The 26,307-nt window shown below is 41.3% G+C and carries 24 protein-coding genes, 8 tRNA genes and 2 pseudogenes; 16 read left to right on the top strand and 18 right to left on the bottom strand.

Features of this window, described 5'->3' with window-relative positions; translation table 11 throughout:
- Window positions 1-711 (bottom strand): DUF6445 family protein, encoded by a 711-nt coding sequence (locus tag J8Z28_RS06425; RefSeq protein ID WP_250660110.1) that lies wholly within the window; start codon window positions 709-711, stop codon window positions 1-3.
- 243 nt (window positions 712-954) lie between these two features.
- Here J8Z28_RS06425 and J8Z28_RS06430 point away from each other — a divergent pair, with 243 nt between their 5' ends.
- Both J8Z28_RS06430 and J8Z28_RS06435 read left to right on the top strand, forming a co-directional pair.
- Complete coding sequence (locus tag J8Z28_RS06430; RefSeq protein WP_054563614.1) at window positions 955-1,659, top strand: SapC family protein; 705 nt, start codon at window positions 955-957, stop codon at window positions 1,657-1,659.
- Between the two features lie 125 nt (window positions 1,660-1,784).
- Window positions 1,785-2,819 carry an isoaspartyl peptidase/L-asparaginase family protein gene (locus tag J8Z28_RS06435; RefSeq protein ID WP_054563615.1) on the top strand — a complete coding sequence of 345 codons (1,035 nt, stop codon included), beginning with the start codon at window positions 1,785-1,787 and terminating at the stop codon, window positions 2,817-2,819.
- A 68-nt stretch (window positions 2,820-2,887) separates the two neighbouring features.
- On the opposite strand, the gene queF is transcribed toward J8Z28_RS06435, so the two are convergent.
- The gene (gene queF / locus J8Z28_RS06440; protein ID WP_250660111.1) at window positions 2,888-3,733 is read right to left on the bottom strand and encodes an NADPH-dependent 7-cyano-7-deazaguanine reductase QueF; all 846 of its coding nucleotides are present in this window, start codon (window positions 3,731-3,733) and stop codon (window positions 2,888-2,890) included.
- Window positions 3,734-3,792: 59 nt separating this feature from the next.
- Between queF and syd the strand changes: the two genes are divergently transcribed.
- The gene (gene syd, locus J8Z28_RS06445) at window positions 3,793-4,332 is read left to right on the top strand and encodes a SecY-interacting protein (protein ID WP_250660112.1); all 540 of its coding nucleotides are present in this window, start codon (window positions 3,793-3,795) and stop codon (window positions 4,330-4,332) included.
- Window positions 4,333-4,409: 77 nt separating this feature from the next.
- On the opposite strand, the gene J8Z28_RS06450 is transcribed toward syd, so the two are convergent.
- From J8Z28_RS06450 to J8Z28_RS06460, 3 genes are all read right to left on the bottom strand, one after another.
- A complete protein-coding gene (locus tag J8Z28_RS06450) occupies window positions 4,410-5,183 on the bottom strand; it encodes a Zn-ribbon-containing protein (protein WP_054553724.1) in 774 nt (257 codons plus the stop codon).
- Complete coding sequence (locus J8Z28_RS06455) at window positions 5,183-5,449, bottom strand: hypothetical protein (protein ID WP_055021916.1); 267 nt, start codon at window positions 5,447-5,449, stop codon at window positions 5,183-5,185. Before J8Z28_RS06455 ends, J8Z28_RS06450 begins: the two co-directional genes overlap by 1 nt.
- Before the next feature lie 155 nt (window positions 5,450-5,604).
- On the bottom strand, window positions 5,605-5,835 hold the full coding sequence (locus tag J8Z28_RS06460) for a DUF2789 domain-containing protein (RefSeq protein ID WP_036969581.1): 231 nt from the start codon (window positions 5,833-5,835) through the stop codon (window positions 5,605-5,607).
- Between the two features lie 147 nt (window positions 5,836-5,982).
- Between J8Z28_RS06460 and J8Z28_RS06465 the strand changes: the two genes are divergently transcribed.
- Window positions 5,983-6,630, top strand: coding sequence for a GNAT family N-acetyltransferase (locus J8Z28_RS06465; protein WP_054563618.1), 648 nt, complete (start codon window positions 5,983-5,985; stop codon window positions 6,628-6,630).
- Window positions 6,631-7,327: 697 nt separating this feature from the next.
- Here the strand turns inward: J8Z28_RS06465 and J8Z28_RS06470 are convergent.
- Window positions 7,328-7,627 carry a DUF3301 domain-containing protein gene (locus J8Z28_RS06470; protein WP_239963685.1) on the bottom strand — a complete coding sequence of 100 codons (300 nt, stop codon included), beginning with the start codon at window positions 7,625-7,627 and terminating at the stop codon, window positions 7,328-7,330.
- Entirely contained in the window at window positions 7,628-8,656 is a 1,029-nt protein-coding gene (locus J8Z28_RS06475) for a DUF3549 family protein (RefSeq protein ID WP_239963684.1), read from the bottom strand. It abuts the gene before it with no gap.
- Window positions 8,657-8,762: 106 nt separating this feature from the next.
- Between J8Z28_RS06475 and J8Z28_RS06480 the strand changes: the two genes are divergently transcribed.
- From J8Z28_RS06480 to J8Z28_RS06525, 10 genes are all read left to right on the top strand, one after another.
- Window positions 8,763-9,077, top strand: a complete 315-nt coding sequence (locus J8Z28_RS06480) for a YqcC family protein (protein WP_250660113.1) — start codon at window positions 8,763-8,765, stop codon at window positions 9,075-9,077.
- A gap of 1 nt (window position 9,078) precedes the next feature.
- On the top strand, window positions 9,079-9,852 hold the full coding sequence (gene truC, locus J8Z28_RS06485; RefSeq protein ID WP_055021913.1) for a tRNA pseudouridine(65) synthase TruC: 774 nt from the start codon (window positions 9,079-9,081) through the stop codon (window positions 9,850-9,852).
- A complete protein-coding gene (locus J8Z28_RS06490; RefSeq protein ID WP_054563623.1) occupies window positions 9,839-10,285 on the top strand; it encodes a flavodoxin in 447 nt (148 codons plus the stop codon). The genes truC and J8Z28_RS06490 overlap by 14 nt, the downstream gene beginning before the upstream one ends.
- Before the next feature lie 128 nt (window positions 10,286-10,413).
- On the top strand, window positions 10,414-11,145 hold the full coding sequence (locus J8Z28_RS06495) for a TrmH family RNA methyltransferase (RefSeq protein ID WP_250660114.1): 732 nt from the start codon (window positions 10,414-10,416) through the stop codon (window positions 11,143-11,145).
- Window positions 11,146-11,205: 60 nt separating this feature from the next.
- Window positions 11,206-14,604 carry a chromosome segregation SMC family protein gene (locus J8Z28_RS06500; RefSeq protein ID WP_250660115.1) on the top strand — a complete coding sequence of 1,133 codons (3,399 nt, stop codon included), beginning with the start codon at window positions 11,206-11,208 and terminating at the stop codon, window positions 14,602-14,604.
- Window positions 14,605-14,637: 33 nt separating this feature from the next.
- The gene (zipA, locus tag J8Z28_RS06505) at window positions 14,638-15,366 is read left to right on the top strand and encodes a cell division protein ZipA (RefSeq protein ID WP_250660116.1); all 729 of its coding nucleotides are present in this window, start codon (window positions 14,638-14,640) and stop codon (window positions 15,364-15,366) included.
- An 82-nt stretch (window positions 15,367-15,448) separates the two neighbouring features.
- The gene (gene ligA / locus J8Z28_RS06510) at window positions 15,449-17,470 is read left to right on the top strand and encodes an NAD-dependent DNA ligase LigA (protein WP_250660117.1); all 2,022 of its coding nucleotides are present in this window, start codon (window positions 15,449-15,451) and stop codon (window positions 17,468-17,470) included.
- The gene (locus tag J8Z28_RS06515; protein WP_055021909.1) at window positions 17,463-17,807 is read left to right on the top strand and encodes a DUF3392 family protein; all 345 of its coding nucleotides are present in this window, start codon (window positions 17,463-17,465) and stop codon (window positions 17,805-17,807) included. Before ligA ends, J8Z28_RS06515 begins: the two co-directional genes overlap by 8 nt.
- The gene (locus J8Z28_RS06520) at window positions 17,804-18,292 is read left to right on the top strand and encodes a DUF2919 domain-containing protein (RefSeq protein ID WP_055199267.1); all 489 of its coding nucleotides are present in this window, start codon (window positions 17,804-17,806) and stop codon (window positions 18,290-18,292) included. The genes J8Z28_RS06515 and J8Z28_RS06520 overlap by 4 nt, the downstream gene beginning before the upstream one ends.
- A 9-nt stretch (window positions 18,293-18,301) precedes the next feature.
- Window positions 18,302-18,754, top strand: coding sequence for a hypothetical protein (locus J8Z28_RS06525; protein WP_250660118.1), 453 nt, complete (start codon window positions 18,302-18,304; stop codon window positions 18,752-18,754).
- Between the two features lie 61 nt (window positions 18,755-18,815).
- Here the strand turns inward: J8Z28_RS06525 and J8Z28_RS21905 are convergent.
- A pseudogene (locus tag J8Z28_RS21905) lies at window positions 18,816-18,896 on the bottom strand (hypothetical protein); the annotation flags it as partial.
- A 19-nt stretch (window positions 18,897-18,915) separates the two neighbouring features.
- On the opposite strand from J8Z28_RS21905, the pseudogene msrB reads away from it, so the two are divergent.
- Window positions 18,916-19,278 (top strand): annotated as a pseudogene (msrB, locus tag J8Z28_RS06530) (peptide-methionine (R)-S-oxide reductase MsrB); the annotation flags it as partial.
- Window positions 19,279-19,307: 29 nt separating this feature from the next.
- Here msrB and J8Z28_RS06535 read toward each other — a convergent pair.
- The 10 genes from J8Z28_RS06535 to J8Z28_RS06580 form a co-directional block, all read right to left on the bottom strand.
- Window positions 19,308-21,257: an ATP-binding protein gene (locus tag J8Z28_RS06535; protein WP_250660119.1), complete on the bottom strand. Its 1,950-nt coding sequence runs from the start codon at window positions 21,255-21,257 to the stop codon at window positions 19,308-19,310.
- Window positions 21,254-22,630, bottom strand: a complete 1,377-nt coding sequence (locus J8Z28_RS06540) for an extracellular solute-binding protein (RefSeq protein ID WP_054563632.1) — start codon at window positions 22,628-22,630, stop codon at window positions 21,254-21,256. The genes J8Z28_RS06535 and J8Z28_RS06540 overlap by 4 nt, the downstream gene beginning before the upstream one ends.
- 6 nt (window positions 22,631-22,636) lie before the next feature.
- Window positions 22,637-24,271, bottom strand: coding sequence for a response regulator (locus J8Z28_RS06545; protein WP_054563633.1), 1,635 nt, complete (start codon window positions 24,269-24,271; stop codon window positions 22,637-22,639).
- A gap of 458 nt (window positions 24,272-24,729) precedes the next feature.
- A tRNA-Val gene (locus J8Z28_RS06550) sits at window positions 24,730-24,805 on the bottom strand.
- A gap of 102 nt (window positions 24,806-24,907) precedes the next feature.
- Window positions 24,908-24,983 (bottom strand) — tRNA-Val (locus J8Z28_RS06555).
- Window positions 24,984-25,018: 35 nt separating this feature from the next.
- Window positions 25,019-25,094 (bottom strand) — tRNA-Val (locus J8Z28_RS06560).
- 43 nt (window positions 25,095-25,137) lie between these two features.
- Window positions 25,138-25,213 (bottom strand) — tRNA-Val (locus J8Z28_RS06565).
- Between the two features lie 36 nt (window positions 25,214-25,249).
- Window positions 25,250-25,325: transfer RNA gene (locus J8Z28_RS06570), tRNA-Val, on the bottom strand.
- A 67-nt stretch (window positions 25,326-25,392) separates the two neighbouring features.
- A tRNA-Val gene (locus J8Z28_RS06575) sits at window positions 25,393-25,468 on the bottom strand.
- Window positions 25,469-25,504: 36 nt separating this feature from the next.
- A tRNA-Val gene (locus tag J8Z28_RS06580) sits at window positions 25,505-25,580 on the bottom strand.
- A 644-nt stretch (window positions 25,581-26,224) separates the two neighbouring features.
- Between J8Z28_RS06580 and J8Z28_RS06585 the strand changes: the two genes are divergently transcribed.
- Window positions 26,225-26,300 (top strand) — tRNA-Ala (locus J8Z28_RS06585).
- The last annotated feature ends 7 nt before the right edge of the window (window positions 26,301-26,307 follow it).

Consider the following 26,307-nt stretch of genomic DNA (forward strand, 5'->3'; position numbering starts at 1 on the left):
TTAGCTAATTCTAAAAAATGAAGAGATAGATAAACGACTGTTGCTTAGATCATTGCTGTACTTTTTGTGATTAAAAAGAGCTGCGCTATGCAATAGGTTACTCTTATAAATTACGAGCCTATTTACCTTCGCTTCAATATCCACCACTTTTTCAAAAAGCGCTGTTGTTTCATTTAAATAGCCTTGATGAGTTGCGCTGTGTTTTTCTGTATCAGCAATCATGTTATGCACGCTATTTTGGTTATCAGCTGTCACTTTAATTATGTTCTCGGGGAGGTATTTGTATATGCCTGTGCCGCCCCATTCTTTAGGAGATAAATAATGCACTGCTGCAAATGTTTTATCATCCGTTGAATCAATATGTGGCATACGCTGCAAGGTATTTAATTCATTCGCATTTTGAGTAACTAATGAAAGCTTACAGCGGTGAAGATATAAATTATTTTCACCGCTTGTAATGATTTCTTGCTCTAAAAGTTCGTTAAGTAGCTGCTCACAAGCTCGGTAGTAAGGCGCAGGCATTTCATCTCGTTTTCCTGGATAGAGTGTGCCATCGCTGCCTAAAGGCTGGAAATAGGCCGTCTGTGTAGCAAATTGATAAACTGGCTCAAGGCTGTGTAAAAAGTCATCAACAATAATGACAGTCTCATTAATTTCAGCAATGAAAACGCTGCTTACTTTATAGTCTTTATTTAATTGATAGCTTTCCATTGTTTGCCTCAGTCTCTCCATAATTGTTGAATATACTAACAAAAATAGTGGCTTATGCGTGATAATATTTACTTGCTTATAGCTTGTTTTTTCATCATTTGGGGTTGATTGGTAATGTAGGTAAATTTGTTAATTTATAATGTACAAACTGCCACAAAATTTTCACTTCCTTTTTGTTGCCAAAACCTATAGGCTTTGGGCACTAACAGCAAAAACATATTATAAAATTAATGGAGCAGTATCATGGCGGAGCAACAAGTACAGCCTTTACATAACGAAAAACATGCCAACACTAAAATTCAAAATGGCATCAACATTGAGTTCATGAAAACTCAGCACTTAGTACCTGTGGTTGCACACGAATTTGCACGCATCGCAAATGAATTCCCAATGGCATTTGTTAAAAACAACGAATCAGGTCAATTCCAAGCAGTTGCTTTATTTGGTCTAGAGCCAGGCGAGAACCTTTTCATTCAAGACGACAAATGGACAGCTGCATTTGCACCTATGTCTATGACTCGTTACCCACTAGGTCTTGTTAAGCACCCAGAAGCTGACCAATTTGGTATCGTAATCGACGAAGCAAGCCCACTTGTAAGCGAAGAAACAGGTAATGCACTTTTCGAAAACGGTGAAGAAACTGAGTACCTTAAGCGTCGTAAAGAAGCACTTGTTTCTTTCATCGAGTTCTCTCAGGTAACTGAAGCATTCACTAAGTACCTTGCAGACAAAGAACTACTAGTAGCTCAAACGCTAACTGTAGAAATCAAAGGTGAGAAAAAAGACATCAACGGTATCTACCTTGTTGATGAGAAAAAACTTAACTCACTAAGTGATGAAGAGTTCTTAGACCTTCGTAAACGTGGCTACTTAGCACCTATCTACTCTTTCTTAACGTCTACTCACCAAGTAGCACGTTTAGCACGTTTAAAAGCAGCTCAAGCTTAATTTTAAACAGCTGAAAAAAAGCGCCATTTGGCGCTTTTTTTGTTTCTTTCGTCGGTTAAAGCTTGAAATGCAGCGCCTAATTATTCACATTGGGCTTACAAACTAAAATAAATATAAGTGCCCCTATGTTAAAAACATTACTCACCTCAGCCATTGCCCTTAGCGCATTATCATTTAGTACTTTAAGCCACAGTAGTGATCAACCTTTTGCTATCGCCATTCATGGTGGTGCAGGAACGATTGAAAAGAGCCGCTTCACGCCAGAGCAAGAAAAAGCTTACCGTGCAAAACTAAAAGAAGCCGTTGAAACAGGCTATGCCGTGCTTGAAAAGGGTGGTGAGAGCCTAGATGCTATCACTGCGGCAATTAATGTGCTGGAGAACTCGCCGTATTTCAACGCTGGTCGCGGTGCTGTATATACTTATGACGGTGCACATGAGCTTGACGCATCGATTATGGATGGTCGTACACGCCAAGCTGGAGCTGTTGCTGGGGTTAAACACATTGAAAACCCAATTAACTTGGCGCGCTTAGTGATGGAAAAATCAGTGCATGTTATGCTCAGCGGCCAAGGTGCTGAAGAGTTTGCAAAAACTCAAGGTATGCCGCTGGTTGAAAACAACCTATTTGATACTGAGCACCGTTATAAAGCGTTATTAAAAGCAAAAGAAAAGCTCGATAAACAAAAAGTAACTAGCAAAGACTACCAAGCTGCACACAAAGCCCTGCCGGTTAATTACAAAATGGGCACTGTCGGTGCAGTTGCACTTGATAAAAACGGTAATATCGCTGCAGGTACTTCTACAGGTGGTATGACAGCAAAACGTTTTGGTCGTGTAGGTGACTCACCAGTGATTGGTGCGGGGACCTTTGCTGAAAACGAATCATGTGCAGTATCTGCGACAGGCCATGGCGAGTACTTTATTCGCTACAATGTGGCAGCTGATATTTGTGCTCGCGTAAAATACCAAGGTAAAACTATTGTAGAAGCGGGGAACGAAGTGATCCACGATGTATTAATGCCTATAGGTGGCACAGGCGGTGTGATCATTATTGATGCTAAAGGTAACATTAGCTTGCCGTTTAACACCGCTGGTATGTACCGTGCGAGTAAATCAAATACATCACCAACGTATGTGGGTATTTTTAAAGACGAGTAATTATCTGTAACGAATCTTCAGACAATAAAAAACCGAGTTCACAACTCGGTTTTTTATTGTCACCAAAGTTATTGGCGATTAATTTTTACCTTGAAGGGTGTTTCATCTTGATTCGTTGAGCGATAAGGGTTGATATCTAAACCACCACGGCGTGTATAACGGGCATACACTTCTAACTCTTCGAGGTTTAACTGCTGCATTAAATCGCAGTAAATACGCTCTACACATTGCTCATGAAATTCGTTGTGAGTTCGAAATGAAATTAAATATTTTAATAAGGCTTCATGGCAAATCGCTTGGCCTTTATAACGAATAATCACACTCGCCCAATCAGGCTGTGAGGTGATCAAACAGTTCGATTTTAGTAAGTGACTGTGTAGGGTTTCTGAGACAATCTCATCACCATAATGGCGAAGTGAGCTTGCATCAATATCATAGCTGGTGATTTCAATATCCAGATCATCAATACATTCGCCCGGTAACGCTGAAAATGGCAAACAATTGAAATCATCTGCTTGGTATAAAGTAACGACCACCGGTGCATTAACTGCATCTGACAAGTCTTTGCTAAGCGCTTGATGTACGCCATCTAGCGTCTCAAAACGTGTTTGATTAAAGCTATTTAGGTACAGTTTGAATGACTTAGACTCAATGATATGGCTGCTCTGACAAGGAAATACAAACGTTGCCACAGCGACCATTGGCTTACCCTTGCTATTTAGCCACGATAATTCATAGCCAGTCCAAATATCTTGGCCTTTAAACGGTAAGTTATCTTCGCTAACACCTAATGCATCACGGTTTAATTTACGGGCAATAGGAAACAGTAAACTTGGTGTGTAGGTATCTACATACTCTGTGCTTTTACCAAGAACACTGTTTTTCAGTTCGGGTGAGTTGCTGTAATCTGTCATCTTTACACTTTTGTAGTTACAATGGCGGCATTATACCTAAAGCCAATGAGTTTCGCAGTATGTCTGTTTCTACAAAACTAGATAAGTTACATCAAGCATTTAGTGAAAAATGCCTCGAACGCACAGGAAAGCTTCCTGTTATTGAACATGATACAGCATGGCCAAGTCCATGTGAGCAGGGCGAAGTAGATGAGCTGGGGCTTATTCAGTGGTGTGCAGTTCCACAACAACCTGCTGGCAGTTTAGAAGACTTAGCCAAGGCACTAGAGTTATCGTTTCCTGAAGATTTAAGCCCATTGTTTGGTCATGTCTATGCGGGTAATTTGTTATTGAGTATTGATGATCATCACATTGAACTGCTACAAGCATGGAATGAAGATGATTTTAGCCGCTTACAGCAAAATATTACCGGTCACGTGTTAATGAAGCGCAAGCTAAAGCAGCCAGAAACCGTATTTATTGGTCTTACAGAGCAAGATGATCTACTGATCACTGTATTAGTCGAAAGCGGTGAGGTTTGCTTAGAGTATGTGGGTAAAAAACCACATCATGTGCTAGCGAATAGCATCAGTGAGTTTTTAGACAAAGTAACGGTGTAAATTTAATAAGTAAAAAGGGGCGGTTGCCCCTTTCGTGTATTTGGTTTTTGCCTTTTTAATTTATTGCCTTTATTAAGCTATTGAAAGTCCCACGAGATATTCGAAACAATGCCACAGGGCTCACAACGAAAATCAAATAAGCCAAACCATGGCTCTGGTAATTTCCACTCGCCATCGCAGCTTGGGCAGCGACGTTTAAGCTCTGACTCTTTGTCAACGCCGCCTACACGATATAAATAGTAATAAACCGGCTTCTTGGTTAGAAAACTAATACGTTTCGTGATATCGCGACCACGGCGGTATAAGTCACTCTTGATGCTAGTTAGCTCTTCAAGCGCAGGAAATTCACAACGGGTTGCACCATTGATCTGAATTTGATCGCAAGCTTGCCAGTCTTCTTGCCATTTAATGAGTGTTTTGTAATCGCCATTGGCAATTGCTGGAATGCGAAATAACGGCACAGGCAAAAAGTCATCACCACAATAAAGCGGGCTACAGGTGTGCACGTACGTGGTATACAAAATATAGCACGACGGATCATGACACATGTCTGCGCCATTTGAGTGAATGTCTTGGCCGACCACTTTAACTTTTGGTGCCAGTAAGCCTGCAGTGTTTAATTGCTCAATGCTATGTTTTACAAACGGGCTATGGTTGAGCGGATGCATCGCATCTTCGGTTGGGCACATTACACGAGTAATGAAAAATCCATCTTTTAAAACCGTTGGGAATTCATCACCAATTATTTGGCCGTTAAAACGAAGCGCATTCACTAGGCGGTTTATCGCCTGCTCAGCAAGCTCTAAGGTAGTATCTTGGTAGCAATCAAAAGTCAGATCGACAACAAACATTATTTTTTCTCAAGCAGTGCTAATAACCTATCTAATTTAGCTTCAATACGATCCAATTGACTTTCTTTTGGTGTACTCAGTTGTTCATTTGACGGGTTATTGATGAAATTATTAATTGAATCCGGATTGTTTTTATATTGGCTAACCGCAGCGATGATCACAGGCATCGGCATTGGTTGGGCTAGCTTACTTTTAGTTAAGGCAACTGTCGGGGTTTTACCTTCATCAAGAAGGGTTTTAATTGCATCAAATACAACGGCATTCATTTTTGTATAAACTCTTTTATAAAGACTAAAAAGCACCGCAGTATATGGGCTGCAGTGCGCGCGTATGGTAGCAATAATAGATGTGGAGTGAAATTACTTTCCTAATTTACGAGCTAAAAGAATGTTATTTTAGCTCGTAAATTAGGTTGCAGGCGTTACTGGCGTAACCTTGCGTCTAATTCATCAATCACCTCGCTCCAAGCACCATCTTCTGCAAGTGATTCTGCTAAAAAGTGTTGCTGAGCTTCATCCCAAAAAGGCGCTTCCTGCAATAGGGTTGTATCAGATAGTTGATGGGATGCTATAAAAGCATCTATTTCACTTTCTTTGCTCGGTAAACCAAGTTGTGCAAATAGGGTCGAAATATCATGTTTTGTCGTATCCATAGTCCTGCTCCTTGTGTATGGCGATAATTATTACTGCTTGAACTTAATGATGATGAACCGCAGTTTAACTTACGCTGAATTTGTCTTTAATCGCTGTTGGGTATATACCTTATAGTCTAGTACGAAAATAATAAAACAAATAAAAGGATGAGTATTTTGACAGTTGCTGAACCCGAAACCTTAAGTGTGCAATACCTGAGTGCTGAAGATATTAGCACTGCCGCAAGCCTTATTTATCAAGCCTATCATGATGATCCCGTTCTTCAGAATGTATTAGGTTTTCAACAAGATAACCCAAGTAAATATGAAACTAAATTACGTGCTTTAGTACGTGAAGAGCTAGCAAGTTTCTGGCAAGAAAAGCAGCCTCTAATAGGTCTTTACTCACAAAGTAGATTAAAAGCCATTGCCTGTGTATTCGATTCGGCAAGTGAACTGCAAGCTGAACGATACTGGCATTGGCGCTTAAAACTGATGCTTAGTGCGGGTTACTTGCAAACCAATCAGCTTATAGAAAAAGAGCGCACTATTCGTGAAGCGCTCTCGAGTAAAGGCCATTATCTGTTTTTAGCCTTTATAGCCGTTGACCCACATTTTCAGGGGCAAGGTTTAGGCAGATATCTGCTACGAGGGCTTGATGATTTAGTTGAGTCAAGCAATCAAGCAAGTGGTTTAGCCGTATTTGTTACTCGCTCTGAACAGCGCGAATTCTTTAGCTCTGAAGGGTTTGAAGTGTTCAAAGCATTAAGCTTTAACCAAGTTGAAGGTGACTTGATGTTCAAAGCAGCAAATTGACAAAAGGACGTTTTGGAAATAGCAATGTGAGATAAATCTCACATTGCTGTGCGTTTTATCAGTTTAATGCCTTTAAATTTGTACCCATAATTGCTTATTGTAATGATTTTAAAGGATTTATTGTTTTTGTCATTTTTGTGACTTAGAAAAAATTACTTTTTATGCCTACCAAGATATCCGCATTTCTCTAAACTTAATCATGTCAAGAAGACGCAGGTTCAACGATTGAACTGATGCCAAGGATTAGGATTATGGCAACAAAGCAAGAAGCTTAGCAGGAAGCAAAGGGACAAGAGCTAGGGAAGCAAGGAAGAACGAGGACACTGCCAGGATGCAGTACAATCGCGGAGCGATTGAAAAGGACTGACCAAAGGATGATTTTAGCAGGAAGCTAAAGGAGCGTTTGGAAAACGAAGTGGATAGCCATTGACGGCAAGAGGACGGCACTAGGATGTGTTAAATGTTACATGAAGTAGCATGGTGGGTGTATCGGATGTATACCCGTTCAGGGGAAAGATAAAAAGGCAGCTTCGGCATAAGTAAGGATACTTAATCATGGAAGTAGCAAGATTGGGGCGTGGCTATTAGCTACGCCTTAGTTCTTTCTGGGGGTTGCACTTCTCGCACTTGCAATTATTCTTGTATAACTCGCAACTCGCAACTCGCAACTCGCAACTCGCAACTCGCAACTTGTAACTTAAATCTTATGCGGCGGTATTACTACGCTTTTAAGTAATTCGTTTTCCATGATCAAAACGCCTTGATACACGTTTTCTCCATCACTTGAAAACTCAAAAATAAATTCGCTTTTGATACCTGGTTTGCCGCTTTTTAAAATGCCAACCCTGCGTTTATTGCAAGCAACACTCATTAATTGCACATTTAATTGCTCAATTTGTCTTTGTGCATGAAGATTAGCTGCTTCTGCTACTTTTCTGTTTAACCAAAAAAAATAGATGATGCTGCCAATGATAATGAGTGTCCACAAGCCTGCCATTTACGAGAATAACCTTCCAATTGCTCGAGCGAGTGTTTCGCTACGATTTTCTTTTCTTAATAAACCTAGTAGGTGAGGGCGAATACTAGGAATTGCAACTAAATCGGTGAAAATACTCACAAACAGTTGTTCAATTTCAGTGTGGTGTGCACAGCAATCCATAAACACATGTAAGCGTTCTGGGTCTTCTAGTGTTCTAAAACAACGCCCTGCAATTGTTAATAGTACATCTGACTGGGTGTTCATATCAGAGCGTAATACAGTATCAACCAGTTGTGCAGTTAAACCTTGCGCCGTTGTTTTTGATAAGCTTCTAAGAGCTGCAACAAGAGCAATGTCGTCTTTTTGCTCTATCGCCTTTAAACCATAGGCTAACAATTGCTCTGCAAAAACGGGTTCAATTGCAACATGTTCAAGCATTGCACTTAGCGGCTGTAATACTTCGACAGGTAATTGTCCCCAAGCGGCTTGTAGGTTTGCTAAATTGTTGTCGCTATCTAAGCGCATCGCAAAATCAGCAATACCCTGTACTGCAACACTTTGCCAATTATCAAACCCCAGTTTGCCTGAAAAATACAGCTGCGCATATTCGTAATACTGTGAAGCACTTTGTTTAAGTAAGCATTTAACCTGTGCATTAAATGCCGCTAGCTTGTTGGCGTTTGGCGTAAATACATACGGATTGTTATCAAGTTTGCCTTCGGCATTTTCACCGGTAATTTCGGTACCAAGTGCTTCAATTACCATATTTGCAAAGTGGTCGCGGCTTGCGCTTACAAGACGGCTTTGCTCATCTAGGGGGAATTTTAAAAACCATACATAAGGTTCTTTAGACGCTTTTACATCCCAAAATTGAATAGCAAGCCAAGCATGACCAGCAAGCGGGTAAGGGTAAGGGATTTTTGTTTCTTCAATGGCAAGAAATTGTTTTTTGTCTAATTTAGTGATGTGTCTGCCAATATCGAAGGCACGCCAAGTGGTACCTGCTGCGTCCAGAAGTTGCCCTAAAGTGGCGATCTGCTCAGTCATAAAATCTCAATTACCGTTTTTAATCTATATCAGCCGTGAATTATACGCCATACCATGGCGCCTTGGAACAGGGTATACTAAGCACAAAGGTATTAAGAGTTTTACAATGCATCAACAGACTTTGGCGCTGCTGCGCGAATTAAAATCCACATTACAACGCCATTCACTTTGGCAAACAACACCGATTGACCCAAGTGCACTCAATTCTAGTGTGCCGTTTTGTCATGACACCATGGCTTTTGAGCAATGGCTGCAATTTGTTTTTCTTGAAAAAATGCATACCCTCATTGCACATGCCCAGCCTTTACCCCGTAATTTTGCAATTGCACCTATGGCTGAAATGATGCTGGCACAACACAGCGGCGGTAATGATGTGATTAACGTTTTACAAAAACTCGATCAACTTTTGAGTGATGACTAAGATGCAAGAGAGTGTTAAGCCACAATTTGATGAGTTAACGATTCTGTACCGCGATGAAAATTACATTGCGATTGATAAACCATCCGGTTTATTGGTTCACCGTTCGTTTTTAGACAAACACGAAACCCAATTTGCAATGCAAATGCTGCGTGACCAAATAGGCCAACACGTGTTTCCTGTACATCGTTTAGATAGACCAACTTCAGGCGTATTACTGTTTGCGTTAAGCTCAGAAGCAGCCCGTGACATGAACCAGTTGTTTATTGATGGGCAAATTGAAAAACGTTACTTAGCTTTAGTAAGAGGCTTTTTAAACGAATCAATCTTCTTAGATAAACCTTTAAAAGAAGAGCTTGATAAAATTGCCGATAAGTTTGCTGATCAAAATAAAGCACCGCAAGAAGCACAAACGCAATTTCATTGCCTGCACCAAGCAAGCTTGCCTATTCCAATTGGTAAATACCCAACAGTTCGTTACTCGCTCGTGGAGTGTTTTCCAAAAACTGGCCGCAAACATCAAATTCGTCGTCATTTAAAACATTTATCATTGCCAATTATTGGTGATGTAAATCATGGTGATAATCAGCATAATCAATTTTTTAGAGAGCATTTTAAACTTCGTCGGTTAATGTTATTTGCCTCTGAATTAAAGTTTGTGCACCCTTATAGCAAGCAACCAATAACAATTAGAGCGCCTTTAGGCGATGCAATGTTAACGATTTGCCAGCAACTTGGCTGGCCAACAGAAGAAAAGGATTATTATGGCAACCATTAGTATTTTTGTCGGCAGTGTTTACGGCGGTGCTGAGCGTTTAAGCGAACAAGTTATTGAAGTCATTGAAAAGTCTGAGCATCAAGCGCAATTAGTTGAAAATGGCACGGTTGATGACATGCTGGCTGCGTCACATATTTTAGTGATCACTTCAACGACGGGTCAGGGCGATATTCCTGACAATTTAATCGCTTTATATAGCCAATTAAATGATCAATTTCCTATGTTAACAGGCAAGCAATACGGCATTATTGCTATGGGCGACCGCAGCTATGGCGATACGTTTTGTGGTGCAGGTCGCAGTTTTGATGAGCTGTTTCGCGATTTACAGGCAAAACCTGTTGGTCATCGTTTAGAAATTGATGCCTGTGAAGATTTTGAGCCTTGGCCTGTTACTGAGCCATGGTTAAATGAATGGCTGACAAAAATTAGTTAATGTCTCTTATTAGCTAGTGTCTCTTAAAAGTGCTGATTGAATAAGCAATTGGCACTTTCCCCTTGGTTTTTCGAGTACAGAATCTGTGACCTTGGTGATATACTTAACCATCATTTTATGAGGCTGTTATGATTTCAAAAAACCAACTGAAACTAATTCGTGCATTAGGTCAAAAGAAATACCGTAAGCAATATAACCAGTACCTTGTCCAAGGCGAAAAAAATGTACTTGAATTACTAAACAGTGGTTTAAGTATTGCTCATATATTTGCGACTCCTGCATTTATTTCTGCGCATCAATCAGCACTTGCAGCCCATCAAGTCATTGAAGCAGATGAAGACAGCCTTACCAAAGCCAGTACGCTTGTTAGTAACAACGCCGCGATTGCTGTTGTTGATATGCCAAGTCAGCAAGCATTACCAACATCGGGACTTATTTTAGCCCTTGATGGCGTGTCGGATCCGGGGAATTTAGGAACGATTATTCGTGTTGCTGATTGGTATGGTATTAAGCATATTGTTACCAGCAAAGACAGTGCGGATGCTTATAATCCGAAAACTATTAGCGCAACCATGGGTTCATTTGCTCGCGTGAGTGTCTCGCAAACTGATTTAACCAGTTACTTACCAAGCTTAAAGCTCCCTGTGTATGGTGCATTTTTAGAAGGTGAGAACATCCATAAAACTGCTCTTAAACAAGATGCCGTATTACTAATGGGCAGTGAATCTCATGGTATACGAACTGATTGCGAAAGCTTAGTTACTGATAAAATCACTATTCCGGCTTATGGCCAAGCAGAATCGCTTAATGTAGCGATGGCAACGGGTATTATTTTAGATAATTTTAAGCGCCACGCTTAACCTTTTACCCTAAAATGGGTTAAATTGAAGAATAACAATAAAAATCGGTAAAACAATTAGATGCGCTTAAGCACCATAAAATTAGCGGGTTTCAAATCGTTTGTTGAACCCACTAAGATCCCATTTCCTGATCAGATGACATGTGTTGTCGGCCCGAACGGCTGTGGCAAATCAAATGTCATCGATGCAGTGCGTTGGGTGCTAGGTGAAAGCTCAGCTAAAAACTTACGTGGCGATGCCATGACCGATGTTATTTTTAACGGCTCAACTAATCGAAAACCTATTTCACAAGCCTCTGTTGAGTTGGTGTTTGATAACACCAGTGGCCATTTACCGAATACCTTTGCTGATCGAAACCAAGTGGCGATCAAACGTTTAGTGACTCGAGATGGCCAGTCAACTTATTTTCTAAATGGCAGCAAATGCCGTAAGCGTGATATTACCGATATCTTTCTAGGCACAGGTCTTGGCCCGCGCAGCTATGCAATTATTGAGCAGGGCATGATCTCGCGTTTAATTGAGAGTAAACCGGCTGATTTACGTGTTTTTTTAGAAGAAGCTGCGGGGGTTTCAAAATACAAAGAGCGTCGTCGTGAAACGCAAACCCGCATTAAAAGCACCCGCGAAAACCTTGAGCGACTGCTTGATGTAAGGCAGGAGTTGCAAACACAGCTCGATAAACTTGCAGTGCAATCAGTCGATGCAAAAAAATACCGAGAGCTAAAAGCCACTGAGCGCACCTTAAAAGGGCAAATTGCGGTTTTAAAGTGGCAGAAGTTACACCAACAACAAATTGATAAAGCTGAGCAAATTAATAAACTTAAAGAGCAAATCCAGTTCTTTAGAGAAGCGCACTCTGGCCACGATGATGTTTTAGCAAGCCTTGAAAATCAGGTGCAGCTTGAGCAGCAAAAACTGCAAGACGCACAGCAGGCTCAGCATCAAACACACACTGATTTAACCCGCAAAGAGCAGCAACAGATCAGCTTAAAGCAGCAACAGCAAACACTTAGCCAAAACCTCATCAAACAGCAACAACTGCAGTTACAAAATAAAGAGTTGCAAGAAGAGCAACACGCCTCAGCCGCCATTTTACAAGAGCAGCTACAAGAAGCGATTGAGCAAAGTTTACTGTGCGCTGAGCAAGTTGCAGAGGTTGAAGAACAAGTCGCACAGCAACAGCAACAAACGCAAAGCACCAATGAGCAATATCAAAGCACCTTACAGAAAAGCCAAGCTCATAGCAGTGATATTAATGTTGCAAAGAATCAACAGGCTCACTTTGCCCAGACTGTTGCGCAACTTGAGTCTCAGCAGGCACAACTTGCCGCTGAAATTAGTGAACTTGAAGCGACTCCAGTTGCAGCGCAAATTGCAGAGCAACAACAGCAAATTCAATCACTGACGAAAGAGCTTGCGCAGCAACAAAGTGCGCTGAATAAGCTCACTCAAAATCTAGAACAAGCGGATAAAGAGCAACAGCACTTAGAGCAGGACTTAAAGCGGGTTCAGCAGCACAGTAATGAAAATAGAGCCAGCATAGCTGCGCTTAATTCTGTGTTATCAGAGCAAACCGACAGCGAGAGTGTCTCTTTATTGGCGCAGCTAAAAGTGGCTTCTGGCTTTGAGCCGCTAATTGAACAAGCCCTACTTGGCCTTGAGCATCTAAAGGTCAGTCAACATAAAGAGCCTAACAGTGTTTGGCCTGCATCTGATGATGAGTTACCAAAAGAGTCATTAGCTAATTATATCGAATCGGGTGCTTACCCTGATTTATTAGCACGGTTTGCATTTCAACCTTGTTTTGATGACGCTATTTTGGCGGATACATATTGGCTGGCTGTGATTGATGAAGAGGGCTGTATGCATGGTCGTAACTTTCATACCGATGCCAATAAAGATGCCGACAATTCTTTGCTTTTAAAGCATGCTCAGCTAAGTGATGCCCAGCAGTTAGATGAAGAACTCAACGAGCAATTAGAAACTAAGCAGCAATTGCTAAATGAGCATCTAGCTCACAAGAAAACGCTCATCGCCGACAAAGAGCAATACAGAGAACGAATTCACCAAGCAGCTCAGCAGATTGCATCGGCCAGCACTCGACGCGATATGCTATTAGAGCAGCAAACCCAGTGGCAAAGCCAGCTTATTAAGTTGCAACAGCGTCAAACCTTACTGGCTGAGCAAAAGCAAAATGCTGACCAACAGCAACAAACTCAGCAGTGTTTACTTGAGCAACTGTTAGAGCAGCAATTAGAACTTGAAATTGAGTTAGAGCAAGCAAAACACCAACAAGCTGAGGCAAATAACCGCTATCGCCAAGTGGCTTCTATGCTTGAGCAATATAAAACGCAAGCACATCAAGCAAATTTGGCCGAACAAAAAGCTCGCAGTGAATGTCAACTTAGCGAAACCAAACTACAGCATGCTAATGCCGCCCAAAGTGCTGCCAGTGAAGCTGTATTAGAGCTCAACGAGCAACTAGAAGAATTAGTGATTCCGCTTGAAGAAGTAGCAGAGCAAATTATGCTATTGCTTGAAAAGCATCAACAAAGTGACGTTGAGCTGAAAAACTTGCAAGCGGCCTTGAGTCAAGCTAAAAAGGAGCTTGCTGATAAGCAAACAGCGTTGAAATCATCGCAATCTGAGTTGGTGACGTTACAAGAGCAGTTGCAAGCATTAGCGCTGGATGAGCAAAGTTTAATCGTGAAGGCGCAAGCTGCGTTAGAGCCACTTGAAGAACTGGAACAAAATTTAAAAACAGTACTTGAAGAACTGCCTGACAATGCCAATTTAAATAGCATGCAAACGAGGCTTACAAAAACCACGCAAGCATTAAATGAACTTGGCGCGGTGAACTTAGCGGCAATAGATGAGTTTGAGCAGGCTAAACAGCGCAGCGATTATTTAAATCAGCAGCTTGATGACTTAACACAAGCATTAAATACCCTTGAAGGGGCGATTCAAAAAATCGACCGAGAAACAAAAAATCGTTTCAAGGCGACCTTTGATCAAGTAAATACAGACTTTGGGGAGTTATTCCCAAAAGTGTTTGGTGGCGGTAGTGCTTACCTTGAATTGACCAGTGATGATCTACTTGAAAGTGGGGTGAGCATCATGGCAAGGCCACCAGGCAAGAAAAATTCGACAATTCACCTGCTTAGTGGTGGAGAAAAAGCGCTGACCGCATTATCATTGGTGTTTTCAATATTCAGGCTCAATCCAGCTCCATTCTGTATGCTAGATGAAGTGGATGCGCCATTGGATGATGCGAACGTGGGTCGTTTTTGCCGTTTGGTAGAAGAGATGTCACAATCAGTACAATTTATTTATATCAGTCATAACAAGATTGCTATGGAAATGGCAGGCAGGTTGACCGGTGTAACTATGGCTGAACCAGGTGTATCACGTATGGTCGCTGTAGATATAGAACAAGCTGTGCAAATGGCACATGCATAAAATTTAGGCATATCAAATAATAAAGGTGAGGGGATGGCCGAAGAATTAAGATGGGCTTTAATCGTAATCAGTGTATTTGTCATTGGTGGTTTATTAATTCACGGCTTATGGTCGGTGCGTAAAAAGGACAGCCCAGATACGCCTTCAGTTGAACGGGTTGAACCGAACGAAACAACCAGCGAGGTTCAAGAGCCTGCAACTGCAAAACCGCAAGAGCGTGATGAGCCAGAGTTTGGTGATTTAAGCTTTTCAGCAGAAAGTCACGACGAGCCGGCTGTTTCAGAACAGGTTGTTGAAGAGCCTGAAGCTGAGCAACAAGAAGTTGAAGAAGAGCCAGCAGATGCACAAGCTCCAACCGATTTCATTATCGTGCATTTACAAATGCCAGAAGGTTTAACAATGGATGGCAGCCAATTATTGCCAGCTGTTAATATGTTAGGCTTTAAGTATTCTGAAGAAGGTTTCTTTAACCGTCACTTAGACCCAGCTGGCACAGGCCCGGTGTTATTCCGTTTAGTGAATATGTACAACCCAGGTACGTTCGATATTGATAATATGGAACAGTTTAGTACGGCAGGTGTTAGCTTATTTATGACCTTACCATGTGATGGCGACGGTCTAAGTGCATTCAACATGTTGCACAGTGCAGCTAAAAAGCTAGCCGATGAATTTGGTGCAACGATTTTAGATAGCAACCGTGAAGAAATGACGGTTGAAAGCGTTCGTGAGTATGTTGAGAAAGTTCGCAGCTTTTCATCATAATCGCACACACAGAGTATAAGTATTAGGCCACTTGGCGTTAAGTCGTCTAAGTGGCTTTTTTATGTAGATTTTTGAGGTTTTCATGTCCAGCCCTATCTTTGAGCAAATTAGCCAACTTCGTGCCCAGTTAGAAGAGCATAACCATAATTATTATGTGCTGGATGCACCTAGCATTCCTGATGCTGAATATGACCGTTTAATGCGCGAATTAAGCGCCCTTGAGCAAGCTAATCCTGAGTTTCAAAGCCCTGACTCACCAAGCCAGAAAGTCGGTGGCGCCGCACTTGATAAGTTTGAGCAAGTTACTCACCAAGTGCCAATGCTGTCACTTGATAATGCGTTTTCAGAAGAAGAGTTTGCCGCCTTTAACCGCCGTATCAAAGAGCGTCTAATGGACAACAATGAGCTGACTTTTTGTTGTGAGCCAAAGCTTGATGGTTTAGCGGTATCGATTATTTATCGTGATGGTGTTTTAGTTCAAGCAGCCACCCGTGGCGATGGTATGGTGGGTGAAAACATCACTCAAAACGTGAAAACAATTCGTAATGTGCCGCTTAAGTTACGTGGCGATGACTTCCCAGCAGAGCTTGAAGTGCGCGGTGAAGTATTTATGGATAGCGCCGGTTTTGCCAAACTAAACAGTGAAGCCGAAAAACGTGGCGACAAAGTGTTTGTTAACCCACGTAATGCTGCGGCTGGTAGCTTACGTCAGCTTGACTCTAAAGTAACAGCAAAGCGTCCACTGATGTTTTATGCCTACAGCACTGGGCTTGTTGCCGATGGGCAGTTACCAGAAGATCATTACCAACAGCTAGCTAAACTCACCGATTGGGGTTTACCACTTTGCCCAGAAACAAAACTGGTTGAAGGTCAGCAAGCTGCACTTGATTACTACCAAGATATCTTGACGCGTCGAAGTAGCCTTGCCTACGAAATTGACGGTGTGGTTATTAAAGTAAATGACAAAAAACGACAAGAGCGTTTAGGCTTTGTGGCACGAGCACCACGCTGGGCAATTGCTTTTAAATTCCCGGCGCAAGAAGAAATCACCCAATTACTTGATGTTGAGTTTCAGGTAGGGCGCACTGGCGCAATCACCCCTGTAGCACGATTAGAGCCGGTATTTGTAGGTGGCGTAACGGTATCTAATGCAACACTTCACAACGGCGATGAAATTGCCCGTTTAGGCGTTAAAATTGGCGATACCGTGATTATACGTCGTGCGGGTGATGTTATTCCACAAATTACCCAAGTTGTCCTTGAACGTCGCCCTGACGATGCAAAAGACATTGAATTTCCAGCTACTTGCCCAATTTGTGACTCACATGTGGAGCGCATTGAAGGTGAAGCGGTTGCCCGTTGTACGGGTGGCTTAGTGTGCCAAGCGCAGCGTAAGCAAGCAATTAAACATTTTGCGTCACGTAAAGCACTTGATGTTGATGGCTTAGGCGACAAAATTGTTGACCAACTAGTTGACCGTGAACTGATCAAAACGCCTGCTGATTTATTTATCCTTAAACAAGGGCATTTTGAATCACTAGAGCGAATGGGTCCAAAGTCAGCTAAGAACTTAGTTAATGCACTACAAGATGCGAAACAAACAACCTTAGCTAAATTCCTATATTCGTTAGGTATTCGTGAAGTCGGTGAAGCAACCGCGCAAAACTTAGCATACCATTTTTTAACTCTAGAAAAAATCACTCAAGCAAGCGTTGATGCGTTAACTGAAGTAAGTGACGTAGGTGAGATCGTTGCTAAGCATGTACGTGGCTTCTTTAGCGAAGAGCACAATATGGCAGTTGTAAATGCGTTAGTTGAGCAAGGTATTCACTGGCCAGAATTAACAGCGCCGAGCGCCGATGCGCAGCCATTAGCTGGCTTAACTTACGTACTGACCGGCACATTGAGTGAGCTTAATCGTAATGATGCAAAAGCACGTTTACAAGCGTTAGGTGCAAAAGTGTCGGGTAGTGTATCGGCTAAAACAGATGCACTGATTGCGGGTGAAAAAGCAGGCTCAAAATTAACCAAAGCACAAGACTTAGGCATTGATGTGTTAACTGAGGCTGACCTCATTGCACTTTTAAGTGAGCACAATGGATAGTCTATTGCAGGCATTGTCGTCAGTTGCTTTAACAATTGGCAGCTGGCTGCAACCACACCTTTACAATATTTCATTATTGCTGGTGGTGTGTTTTATATCCTTGTATGCAAACGATATTATTAAAGTGACCAAGCGCTTTGTCGCGCGTCGTCACTTTATTATTCGCGTGCTTTGCTTTGTGTTGGTCACAGGGTTTGGCATGGGCTTACTTGTGGTGTTTGTAACTCCATTTTTAAGTAAGTTGCTACTGCTACTCGGTGTTAAATGGCTGGCGCTTACACTTACAGCTGCGTTTTTGGTACTTGGCATCATTGCCGATAAGAAGAACCAAATATGAATCGCTACGGTCCAGAATACTGGGATAAACACGGCGCTTATCGAACCCCAGTAGCGTTTCATTTAACTTTGTTAGTGTTGTTACGCAGTTACTTTATTTGGCTGATGGCGGCGCTGAGCCGTCGCCCTGATTTAGATATCATGTCGCTGTTTTTTAAATCGAAAAGTGATTTCTTTACAGCCATTGCCATAGCTGCAATCGCCTTATTACCGGCGGTGATCTTTTGTTTACGCCGACCTCAAGAAAATGCTGAAAGTGCGAAACGTCTGGCGTCTATATGGCGTTTTATGCGCTGGCCATTAATTTTGTGTGCAATCACAGATTTAAGTTGGTTAACCTATCAGGCTGCGCACAGTCACTATCAGTTTTCGTTTTTCTTAGCGTGTCAAATGGTGCTGGTGTTATGGGTACTGTTATATTTATTAAAAAGCAGATATCTGTCGGTCTTTTTTAATGATTGGCCAGATCCAATTGAAAAGAAATAGGGCTGCAATATGTTGGCAATTAATAAGCTTTTAGCAAAAATTTCACTCACTATCGCGCTGGTGTTAATTGTTTTATGGGTATTTACGCCACTTTGGCACAGTGCTGCATTTTCGTTGTTTGTGATGTTATGGGGCTTTATTACGTTATCAAGCCTTTATCGAGTAACTCCGTTATTTGTAGCGCGTAATCCCATTGCCGATTTACTAAAGCGTGATGTGAATCAGCTTGCACTGATAAGTCTTGCAGGTTTATTCGATTTTAAACGCAAAGCTGAGTTTGTATTAATTGGCCAAATCAAGCAGATTGAAATCGGCGAAGGGATAATCCATGTAACTGATGTCAATGACCAGCTGATAACAGCCGTATTAAGTGTTAACAGCAGCCAAATAAATAGTCATTTAGCACAGCTACTTTCTGAGCGTGAACGTGCACAAATAGATATCAGGTTACAAACACAGTAATTACTAGACGCACGTTGCTTGCCCTTAGTAGTGCTTGTGATGTACTGTGCAATTGTTGTATTCAACCCTGAGGGAGCATTATGTTAACTTGGCAAGATATTTTAGAGTTTGCCCATAACGGTAACCCAACACCTTCACGTCGAGTCGAAAAATCGCCATCTGAATGGCAAGCTGAGCTCGAACAAGATGCATTCTATGTAACCCGTTTAAAAGGCACCGAACGTCCGCATAGCTCTGATTCATGTACGATATTTGAACCAGGTCAATATGCGTGTGTGTGTTGTGACAACTTACTTTTTGATGGCGATGAAAAGTTCGATAGTGGCACAGGCTGGCCGTCATTTACCCAGCCTAGCAGTGTTGAAAGCATTGCCTATATCGCGGACTCTAGCCATGGTATGCAGCGCATTGAAGCCGTATGTAATGTTTGCGATGCACATTTAGGACATGTATTTCCTGATGGTCCACCGCCAAGTGGCTTACGCTATTGCATGAATGCTATAGCGATGAAAAAACGCGACTAATGCGTATTTAATCTCTATCTAATCATTACCTAATCTAAGTATTGAGCAATGATAAAAATAAGGTGCTCACGGTGAATTGGCTTACTGATTATGTAGTCTGTCAAAATACTGGATTGCGCCTTATCATCTTTTAATACCGATGCTGTAACCGCAATGATTGGAATATGCTTGAAGCGATCATCACTGCGAATTAACTGACTTGCTTCTAATCCGCCCATCACCGGCATTTTTAAATCCATGATGATTAAATCAGGCTGATGCTGCTCAATTTTTTTAAGGGCATCTTCACCATTGATAGCCGTGTCTACGGTAAAGCTCCAGCGCGATAAGAAGGACTCTAAATAGTCACGGTTGTAGGGAATATCATCAACAATCAAAATGCGAGCAGGATTAAAGTGGTAGCTCGAAATAGCGGGGTAGTTACGATGTTTCACTTCATTTTTAGATTCAGCTAATTCAATATTTGGTAACGACACGATAAACTCACTGCCTTTATCTTTATCGCTGATCACCGATAACTCACCACCCATTAGCTTGATAAAACGCAGTGAAATCGCAAGACCTAACCCCGTTCCACCAAACTCAGAACTACGTTGGCCTTGTACTTGTTCAAAATCATTAAAAATAAGATCTTGTTGATCTTTAGGAATACCCTTACCTGTGTCTGTGACATGAATTTTGATATCAATATTGCTGTTGTCATCGTGTGCTTTAAAATCAAAATACACTTTAACACTGCCTTGTGCTGTGAACTTAATAGCATTACTGATTAAGTTGGTTAGTACTTGGCGAACTTTATTGCTATCAAGTAACACTGGAGTTGTTAACTCAGGGTGAGAGGTTATTTGTAAATCGAGATCTTTTTGCGCACTGAGCTGTAAAAACATCATATTAAGCTCATGGCACATTTTAGGGATTTCTACACGCTCAATATCGAGTTGCATTTTACCAGCATCGATTTTTGATAAATCGAGAATGTCATTCAAAACATTAAGCAGTGAATTTCCAGAGATTGATATTGCTTCTAAATAACGACGCTTATTTTTATCTGTTTCGCTATCTTGTAGTAATTGGCTAAAACCTAGCACTGCATTGAGCGGAGTTCTTAACTCATGTGACATATTAGCTAAAAAGCGACTTTTGGCCTGATTTGATTGCTCAGCTTGTTCTTTAGCATCAAGGTACTCTTGAGTGCGCTTTGCAACCGTGTCTTCAAGCAAACTATGTTGTTCATGCATGCTGTTGATCTGCTGTCTAACCGCAGCGCGCATCATTTTAAAGCCACTGGCGAGAGTACCTATTTCATCTTGGCTTTTTATATTAATAGGGCAGTTTAAATCACCCGTGGTCACAGCATGAGAAAACTCTACGAGCTGATCAATGGGCTGTAAAATAATACGGCGAATAATGATATAGGCGATGATAAGTGCGGTTAACAGGTAAATAGCAAACAGCGAAACCGCATTACTAATAATCGATTTAGTCTTTAACGCTAAGTCTTTATCTGAAAAGCTTACGATAACGTAACCGATGTTTTCCCCCTGAAAATTGCTAATTGGCACAGCAACAGCATATTGCTGATCCATGGCTACAATGGCATTTTGCTCAGGGTTGAGCTGTTTTAGCAGCACTTGGTTAGTTTCTAGGGTATCTACTTTACTGTTATCCGGGTGGGCGGCGATAAAGTTATTTTGGTCGATAAAGTAAATCGTCTTTAAATCATCAAAGGTATTATTTTTTAAAATGTTCTTTAATGTAATACCCTGAATTTTAAGCACCCAACTTCCCACGGTATTGTCTTGTGTGAGGCTATTTATTTCTGACAACATGGGCGAGACAATCGCATCGGCTTTTTCACTCATGTTCAAAAGTGTTTGCTCTTTAAGCTCCATTACATACAACGACGTACTTGCCCCTAAAATAAGGGTAATGGTAAAGCCAATGATCATTAAAATTTTGTGGGCAATACTAATTCTCATTGCTCAATATTACTCCGTACTTTTAATGCTTGCATATTAGCGTTGATTTTTGCGTCTGTGCTTTTGATTGATTGTTTTATATCTGCACCATAGAAAATTTGGCTAAAGGTTTGCGAAATAATTTCGCCAATAACCGGAAACTCGACCATGCCAGCCTGAAGGCGATCAGGCGTTGCATGCTCAAACACCCATAACATGGCTTTATTAAAGCCAGGTTTGTTTACTAGAGTAAACAGCTTCTCGTGCCACACTTTTTGTCTAGGCGGTGAGCCACCTGTACTAAGTAGTGCGGCGGTCTGCTCACTGGTTGCCCATTGAATAAATAACCATGCAGCATCTTTGTTAGTTGATTTGCTATTAATTGCAAATGCCCATGCCCAAGGAGATGTTTCTCTGGCGATTGGACCAGCAGGCAAGGGGGCTGCTTCCCATTTATTCCAAATATCTGACTCTTCGGCGGTATCTATTTCATTATAAAAATGAGAAGCCAAAAAGGCCGAGGCAAGGCGGCCTTCTTTAAACAGGCGACGAATTTCATAAAAATGCAGTAAGCGGCTGTTATCTGGATTGCCGAACCCTGTTACTAGGTCGCGATACACTTGTAGGCTTTGTGCCGTTTCAGGGCTATTAAAAACTGACTGGCCCTGCGCGTCGATAACTTCAGCGCCATAAGCACGCATAACAGGTAATACAGTCCAAGTGTTTAATCCTGCACCGGGCAATGTCCGTGAGGCAAATGCATGCATACCATTTAAAGAAGGGGTGCGGTCGATTTCCCGTTGTAACTTAACCTTGGTTGCTTGTAGTTGCTCGTAGGTATCTGGAACTGCTAAGTTAAAACGTTCGAAAAGATCTTTGCGATAAAAATAAATCGGCGCAGAAAAATCAAATGGTAACGAATATAGCGTGTTATCAATTTTACAAAGCGCTAGGCTACGCTCACTAATGTCTTCTAACTGATACCAAGTTTTGTCTGTCAGTTTTGGGTTATCAATGTAAGGCTGCAAGGGCTCAATCCAGCCTTGGCTTTGCGCTTCACCTAAAAAGGTAATCCCCATCGGCAGTACATCGTAAAGCCCTGAAGCCTCGCTTAAATCTTGATGGCGACGAACACGCATTTGTGATTGTTCTAAAGCATGAAAGCCAACAGAAATCCCTGTTAGCTGCTCAAATAAAGGAATGTAGGGTTTTAACGCCATAAATGCAGGCTGCTCATCAGCCAAAATATTGATATGGCTACCTGCTTTACTTTGCCAATTGATACTGGCTTGTTGCCAATGTTGTAATGTTGCTGAGGCAAAGCTGTATTGGCAAAAGATTAAAAGCGCAACGCTTAGGAGGGGCTTTTTAAATTTAAACAAAGAAAATGCCATACTCGATTACTCAGCAAGCTTAATTTTTAACTTTGCAGCCAAGGCTTTAATTTTTTCAAAGCGGATTGCTTGTTCATCTTCTAATGTTTGCGCATCTAGCAAGGCAAAACATTTTTTCGCGAGCGCTAAATTAAATGATTGGCCTTGGTTATTTGTATCGAATAAACATTGCAGTAGGTTTAAAGCGATGCTGGCATTTTTAGGCATGATCCTAAATGCTTGGGTGAAGGCTTCAAGTGCCGTATTGAGCTGACCTTTATTAAATTGTGTTACAGCGTGATTATTGAGCTCTTTCGGACCGAGCTTGATATCTCGTCGTTCAGTTTGTTGTTGTTGAATATAACGTAAATACACCGGATCGCTAACTGATGGGTGGCGTTCACAGTGAGTGATAATTTGGTTAAATAGCATCTGTGCTTTGTGGTGAAAACCAAGCTCATGAAACGCTTTCGCTTTATCGAGCGCACCATCTACTGAACGAATTTGAGTGTCACTTTCATCAAGCTGATTGATAAGTGCTTTAGCCTTTTGATGTTCATCCTTTAAATAATGCAAACGCGCATTGAGAACATCAATTTGTGTTTGATTATTACTATTCGGAAACTGCTTTTTTAAATCACTTAAGTACTGGTTTGTCTGTCTCGAAATGCGATTAACTTGATCGGTTTGATCCGTCGTTAAAGCAAAATCAATCCCTGCGCGCGCCGCATTTAAATATATATCAGGGTTATCGTGAATTGAGTGCTTTGCGTAACTGGCAATATCTTTTTGAGTTAAATAGTTTTTTTCATAATCATGATTAAGCAATGATACATGACTCAGGGCTTTTTGGCGGTCAATGTTACGTGGGGCAATCTCAACAGCTTTACTAAAAAAGTCCTGAGCCTCATCAAACTTATTGAGTTTAATTTCTAATCGACCTAGTAAATCAAGCGCAACTAGTCTCGTTTCACTGCGCTGCAACATCGTCTTAAGCATGCGGTGTGCTAGGGTATGTTCATTATTAGCAATAAGCGCTTCGACTAAACCAACTTTTGCCCAAGTAAATTTTTGAATATCGAGCACTGATTTAAAAAATGTTTTGGCCTCTTCAAAGCGCTTAAGGCGAAGAAGGGCGTCGCCTTTTAATCTCAACAGAATGGCGCTGTAACTATTACCTTTGTTTTGCAGCAAGGCATCAATTTGTTTAATTGCTTTGGAGTCATTCCCATCATCAATAAGTTGATAAATTTGATGTAGGTTACTTTTGCGCAATAACACTTTTTCAATACGATTTTTTAATTCGTTAATTGTAAAGGGTTTAACTAAGAAATCATCTGGTTGTAGCTCGAGTACACTGTGAACTAACGAGCCGCTTGTTTCAGCTGAAATAAAAATAAAGCCGGTAGAGTTTTTTATAAGACGCTTCATTTTCAGCTCTTCATAAAGCTGATAACCATCTTGATGTTTACTAAGGTTAAATGAACAAACGATGAGATCAAATTGCTCAATTTGACATTGTTCTTTTGCTGCAATTGCATGCTCAGCAAAACGCAACTGACGAAACCCCAATCCCTCTAAGGACTGTTTCATATAGCTTTGAGCAAGTGGCTGCTCTTCAACTATTAAAATTTTGGCTTTCGAAAAAATCTTTGCAGGCATTGGACTTGCGACTAAGTGACATTAACGATGACTATAATAAACAGTCTAGCTGCTGACAAGGCAAATTACAGCTTTTGCAATGATTTAAAGTTTAGCTTTGGGTTATATCAATAAATGGAGTAGTGAGTGATAGATATTAGAAGTCAGATATTAGAAGTGATTGTTATATGTGGTGGGTCGTACTGGACTTGAACCATCGAGCCTGTGTTTTGTAAAGGGTGGCGATGCTTTTGAAAACTAGAGATAAAATAAGGAGGTTTTATATGTGGTGGGTCGTACTGGACTTGAATCATCGAGCCTGTGTTTTGTAAAGAGTGGCGATGCTTTTGAAAACTAGAAATAAAATAAGGAGGTTTTATATGTGGTGGGTCGTACTGGACTTGAACCATAGAGCCTGTGTTTTGTAAAGAGTGGCGATGCTTTTGAAAACTAGAGATAAAATAAGGAGGTTTTATATGTGGTGGGTCGTACTGGACTTGAACCAGTGACCCTCGCCTTGTAAGGGCGATGCTCTCCCAACTGAGCTAACGACCCACATATAAATTTTGTTTTAGATTAAATGGTTGGTCTTACTGAACTTAACCACCGAGCCTTTTCGTTGTAAAGAGTTGCGATGCTCTTTGCTTCAAAAAGTAATGGTGGGTCGTACTGGACTTGAACCAGTGACCCTCGCCTTGTAAGGGCGATGCTCTCCCAACTGAGCTAACGACCCATATAATCTTTTTCTTCGCTACCATTTTAATTAAATGGTGGGTCGTACTGGACTTGAACCAGTGACCCTCGCCTTGTAAGGGCGATGCTCTCCCAACTGAGCTAACGACCCGCGAAGAATAATCTAAATGAAAACACCATCAAAGTTTGTTTAATGGTGGGTCGTACTGGACTTGAACCAGTGACCCTCGCCTTGTAAGGGCGATGCTCTCCCAACTGAGCTAACGACCCATTTAGATTTTTGTAATATGAAACACCATTTTAAAATGGTGGGTCGTACTGGACTTGAACCAGTGACCCTCGCCTTGTAAGGGCGATGCTCTCCCAACTGAGCTAACGACCCATATTACATACAGCATATTTTCTTAATGGAAGGACCACCGAAACTTTCTTTATAAAGAGAAAGTAAATGGTGGGTCGTACTGGACTTGAACCAGTGACCCTCGCCTTGTAAGGGCGATGCTCTCCCAACTGAGCTAACGACCCATTAAGAATTTAGATATGAACACCATTAGGGAATAATGGTGGGTCGTACTGGACTTGAACCAGTGACCCTCGCCTTGTAAGGGCGATGCTCTCCCAACTGAGCTAACGACCCATATCTAAAACAACTCATTGCTGCGTTGTTGTGGGGCGCTATTATAGATAGAGTTGTAAATGTGTCAACACTTGAATGAGTAAAAATGTGTTAGATGCAGCTTTTATAAACAATGACATGGCATTTAAGCATTTTTTGGCGAACAAATATGCAATTTATATTCATAAGCTTATATTTAGACTTGGATCTATAGCTTTATGACCTAGGTAAATCATTCCAAATGATATGAATACAGTAAATTTTTAAAACAGTTTTTTCATATCGATAAATTTGCATTAGTTAATTGCACTCTAGTTAGCACTATTAAAAACAAAGCAGGGGAGGGGAAAGTTGTTTTATTTAAAGCTTTAAATAACGAACTTTATTTTGCATATAAATGTATACCCTTTTTTTAGAGAGTAAACTCAAAAGCAGAGAGTCTTTGATAACAAACTAACAATGCAATTAGCCCAAAATAGCTAATTTGATAGCGCTTTGTATAAAATACCTCCGTAACGGATTGATATTTAGTCAGCTTGTTGAGATTTAAATCATTTAAATAAACTTAGATAAAAAACTGTTGACTTTATTTGGGGGGGTGCATAGAATGCGCCCCGCACTCAGCGATACACAACCAACATTAATTGGCGGTGTGTATGCAAGTCGGGGCTATAGCTCAGCTGGGAGAGCGCTTCGCTGGCAGCGAAGAGGTCTGCGGTTCGATCCCGCATAGCTCCACCAGATTTGC

Source organism: Pseudoalteromonas sp. SCSIO 43088 (assembly GCF_023650795.1).
Classification (GTDB): domain Bacteria; phylum Pseudomonadota; class Gammaproteobacteria; order Enterobacterales; family Alteromonadaceae; genus Pseudoalteromonas; species Pseudoalteromonas shioyasakiensis.

What these genes read in the sequence shown, in the direction of transcription:
- J8Z28_RS06525 (WP_250660118.1), top strand. Translation starts at nt 18,302, where the DNA reads ATGTTGGCAATTAATAAGCTTTTAGCAAAAATTTCACTCACTATCGCG.
- J8Z28_RS06535 (WP_250660119.1), bottom strand. Translation starts at nt 21,257, where the DNA reads ATGAGAATTAGTATTGCCCACAAAATTTTAATGATCATTGGCTTTACC.
- J8Z28_RS06520 (WP_055199267.1), top strand. Translation starts at nt 17,804, where the DNA reads ATGAATCGCTACGGTCCAGAATACTGGGATAAACACGGCGCTTATCGA.
- J8Z28_RS06470 (WP_239963685.1), bottom strand. Translation starts at nt 7,627, where the DNA reads ATGGCAGGCTTGTGGACACTCATTATCATTGGCAGCATCATCTATTTT.
- zipA (WP_250660116.1), top strand. Translation starts at nt 14,638, where the DNA reads ATGGCCGAAGAATTAAGATGGGCTTTAATCGTAATCAGTGTATTTGTC.
- J8Z28_RS06515 (WP_055021909.1), top strand. Translation starts at nt 17,463, where the DNA reads ATGGATAGTCTATTGCAGGCATTGTCGTCAGTTGCTTTAACAATTGGC.
- J8Z28_RS06455 (WP_055021916.1), bottom strand. Translation starts at nt 5,449, where the DNA reads ATGAATGCCGTTGTATTTGATGCAATTAAAACCCTTCTTGATGAAGGT.
- J8Z28_RS06430 (WP_054563614.1), top strand. Translation starts at nt 955, where the DNA reads ATGGCGGAGCAACAAGTACAGCCTTTACATAACGAAAAACATGCCAAC.
- ligA (WP_250660117.1), top strand. Translation starts at nt 15,449, where the DNA reads ATGTCCAGCCCTATCTTTGAGCAAATTAGCCAACTTCGTGCCCAGTTA.
- J8Z28_RS06540 (WP_054563632.1), bottom strand. Translation starts at nt 22,630, where the DNA reads ATGGCATTTTCTTTGTTTAAATTTAAAAAGCCCCTCCTAAGCGTTGCG.
- J8Z28_RS06435 (WP_054563615.1), top strand. Translation starts at nt 1,785, where the DNA reads ATGTTAAAAACATTACTCACCTCAGCCATTGCCCTTAGCGCATTATCA.
- truC (WP_055021913.1), top strand. Translation starts at nt 9,079, where the DNA reads ATGCAAGAGAGTGTTAAGCCACAATTTGATGAGTTAACGATTCTGTAC.
- J8Z28_RS06500 (WP_250660115.1), top strand. Translation starts at nt 11,206, where the DNA reads ATGCGCTTAAGCACCATAAAATTAGCGGGTTTCAAATCGTTTGTTGAA.
- syd (WP_250660112.1), top strand. Translation starts at nt 3,793, where the DNA reads ATGTCTGTTTCTACAAAACTAGATAAGTTACATCAAGCATTTAGTGAA.
- queF (WP_250660111.1), bottom strand. Translation starts at nt 3,733, where the DNA reads ATGACAGATTACAGCAACTCACCCGAACTGAAAAACAGTGTTCTTGGT.
- J8Z28_RS06425 (WP_250660110.1), bottom strand. Translation starts at nt 711, where the DNA reads ATGGAAAGCTATCAATTAAATAAAGACTATAAAGTAAGCAGCGTTTTC.
- J8Z28_RS06490 (WP_054563623.1), top strand. Translation starts at nt 9,839, where the DNA reads ATGGCAACCATTAGTATTTTTGTCGGCAGTGTTTACGGCGGTGCTGAG.
- J8Z28_RS06480 (WP_250660113.1), top strand. Translation starts at nt 8,763, where the DNA reads ATGCATCAACAGACTTTGGCGCTGCTGCGCGAATTAAAATCCACATTA.
- J8Z28_RS06495 (WP_250660114.1), top strand. Translation starts at nt 10,414, where the DNA reads ATGATTTCAAAAAACCAACTGAAACTAATTCGTGCATTAGGTCAAAAG.
- J8Z28_RS06465 (WP_054563618.1), top strand. Translation starts at nt 5,983, where the DNA reads ATGAGTATTTTGACAGTTGCTGAACCCGAAACCTTAAGTGTGCAATAC.
- J8Z28_RS06475 (WP_239963684.1), bottom strand. Translation starts at nt 8,656, where the DNA reads ATGACTGAGCAGATCGCCACTTTAGGGCAACTTCTGGACGCAGCAGGT.
- J8Z28_RS06460 (WP_036969581.1), bottom strand. Translation starts at nt 5,835, where the DNA reads ATGGATACGACAAAACATGATATTTCGACCCTATTTGCACAACTTGGT.
- J8Z28_RS06450 (WP_054553724.1), bottom strand. Translation starts at nt 5,183, where the DNA reads ATGTTTGTTGTCGATCTGACTTTTGATTGCTACCAAGATACTACCTTA.
- J8Z28_RS06545 (WP_054563633.1), bottom strand. Translation starts at nt 24,271, where the DNA reads ATGCCTGCAAAGATTTTTTCGAAAGCCAAAATTTTAATAGTTGAAGAG.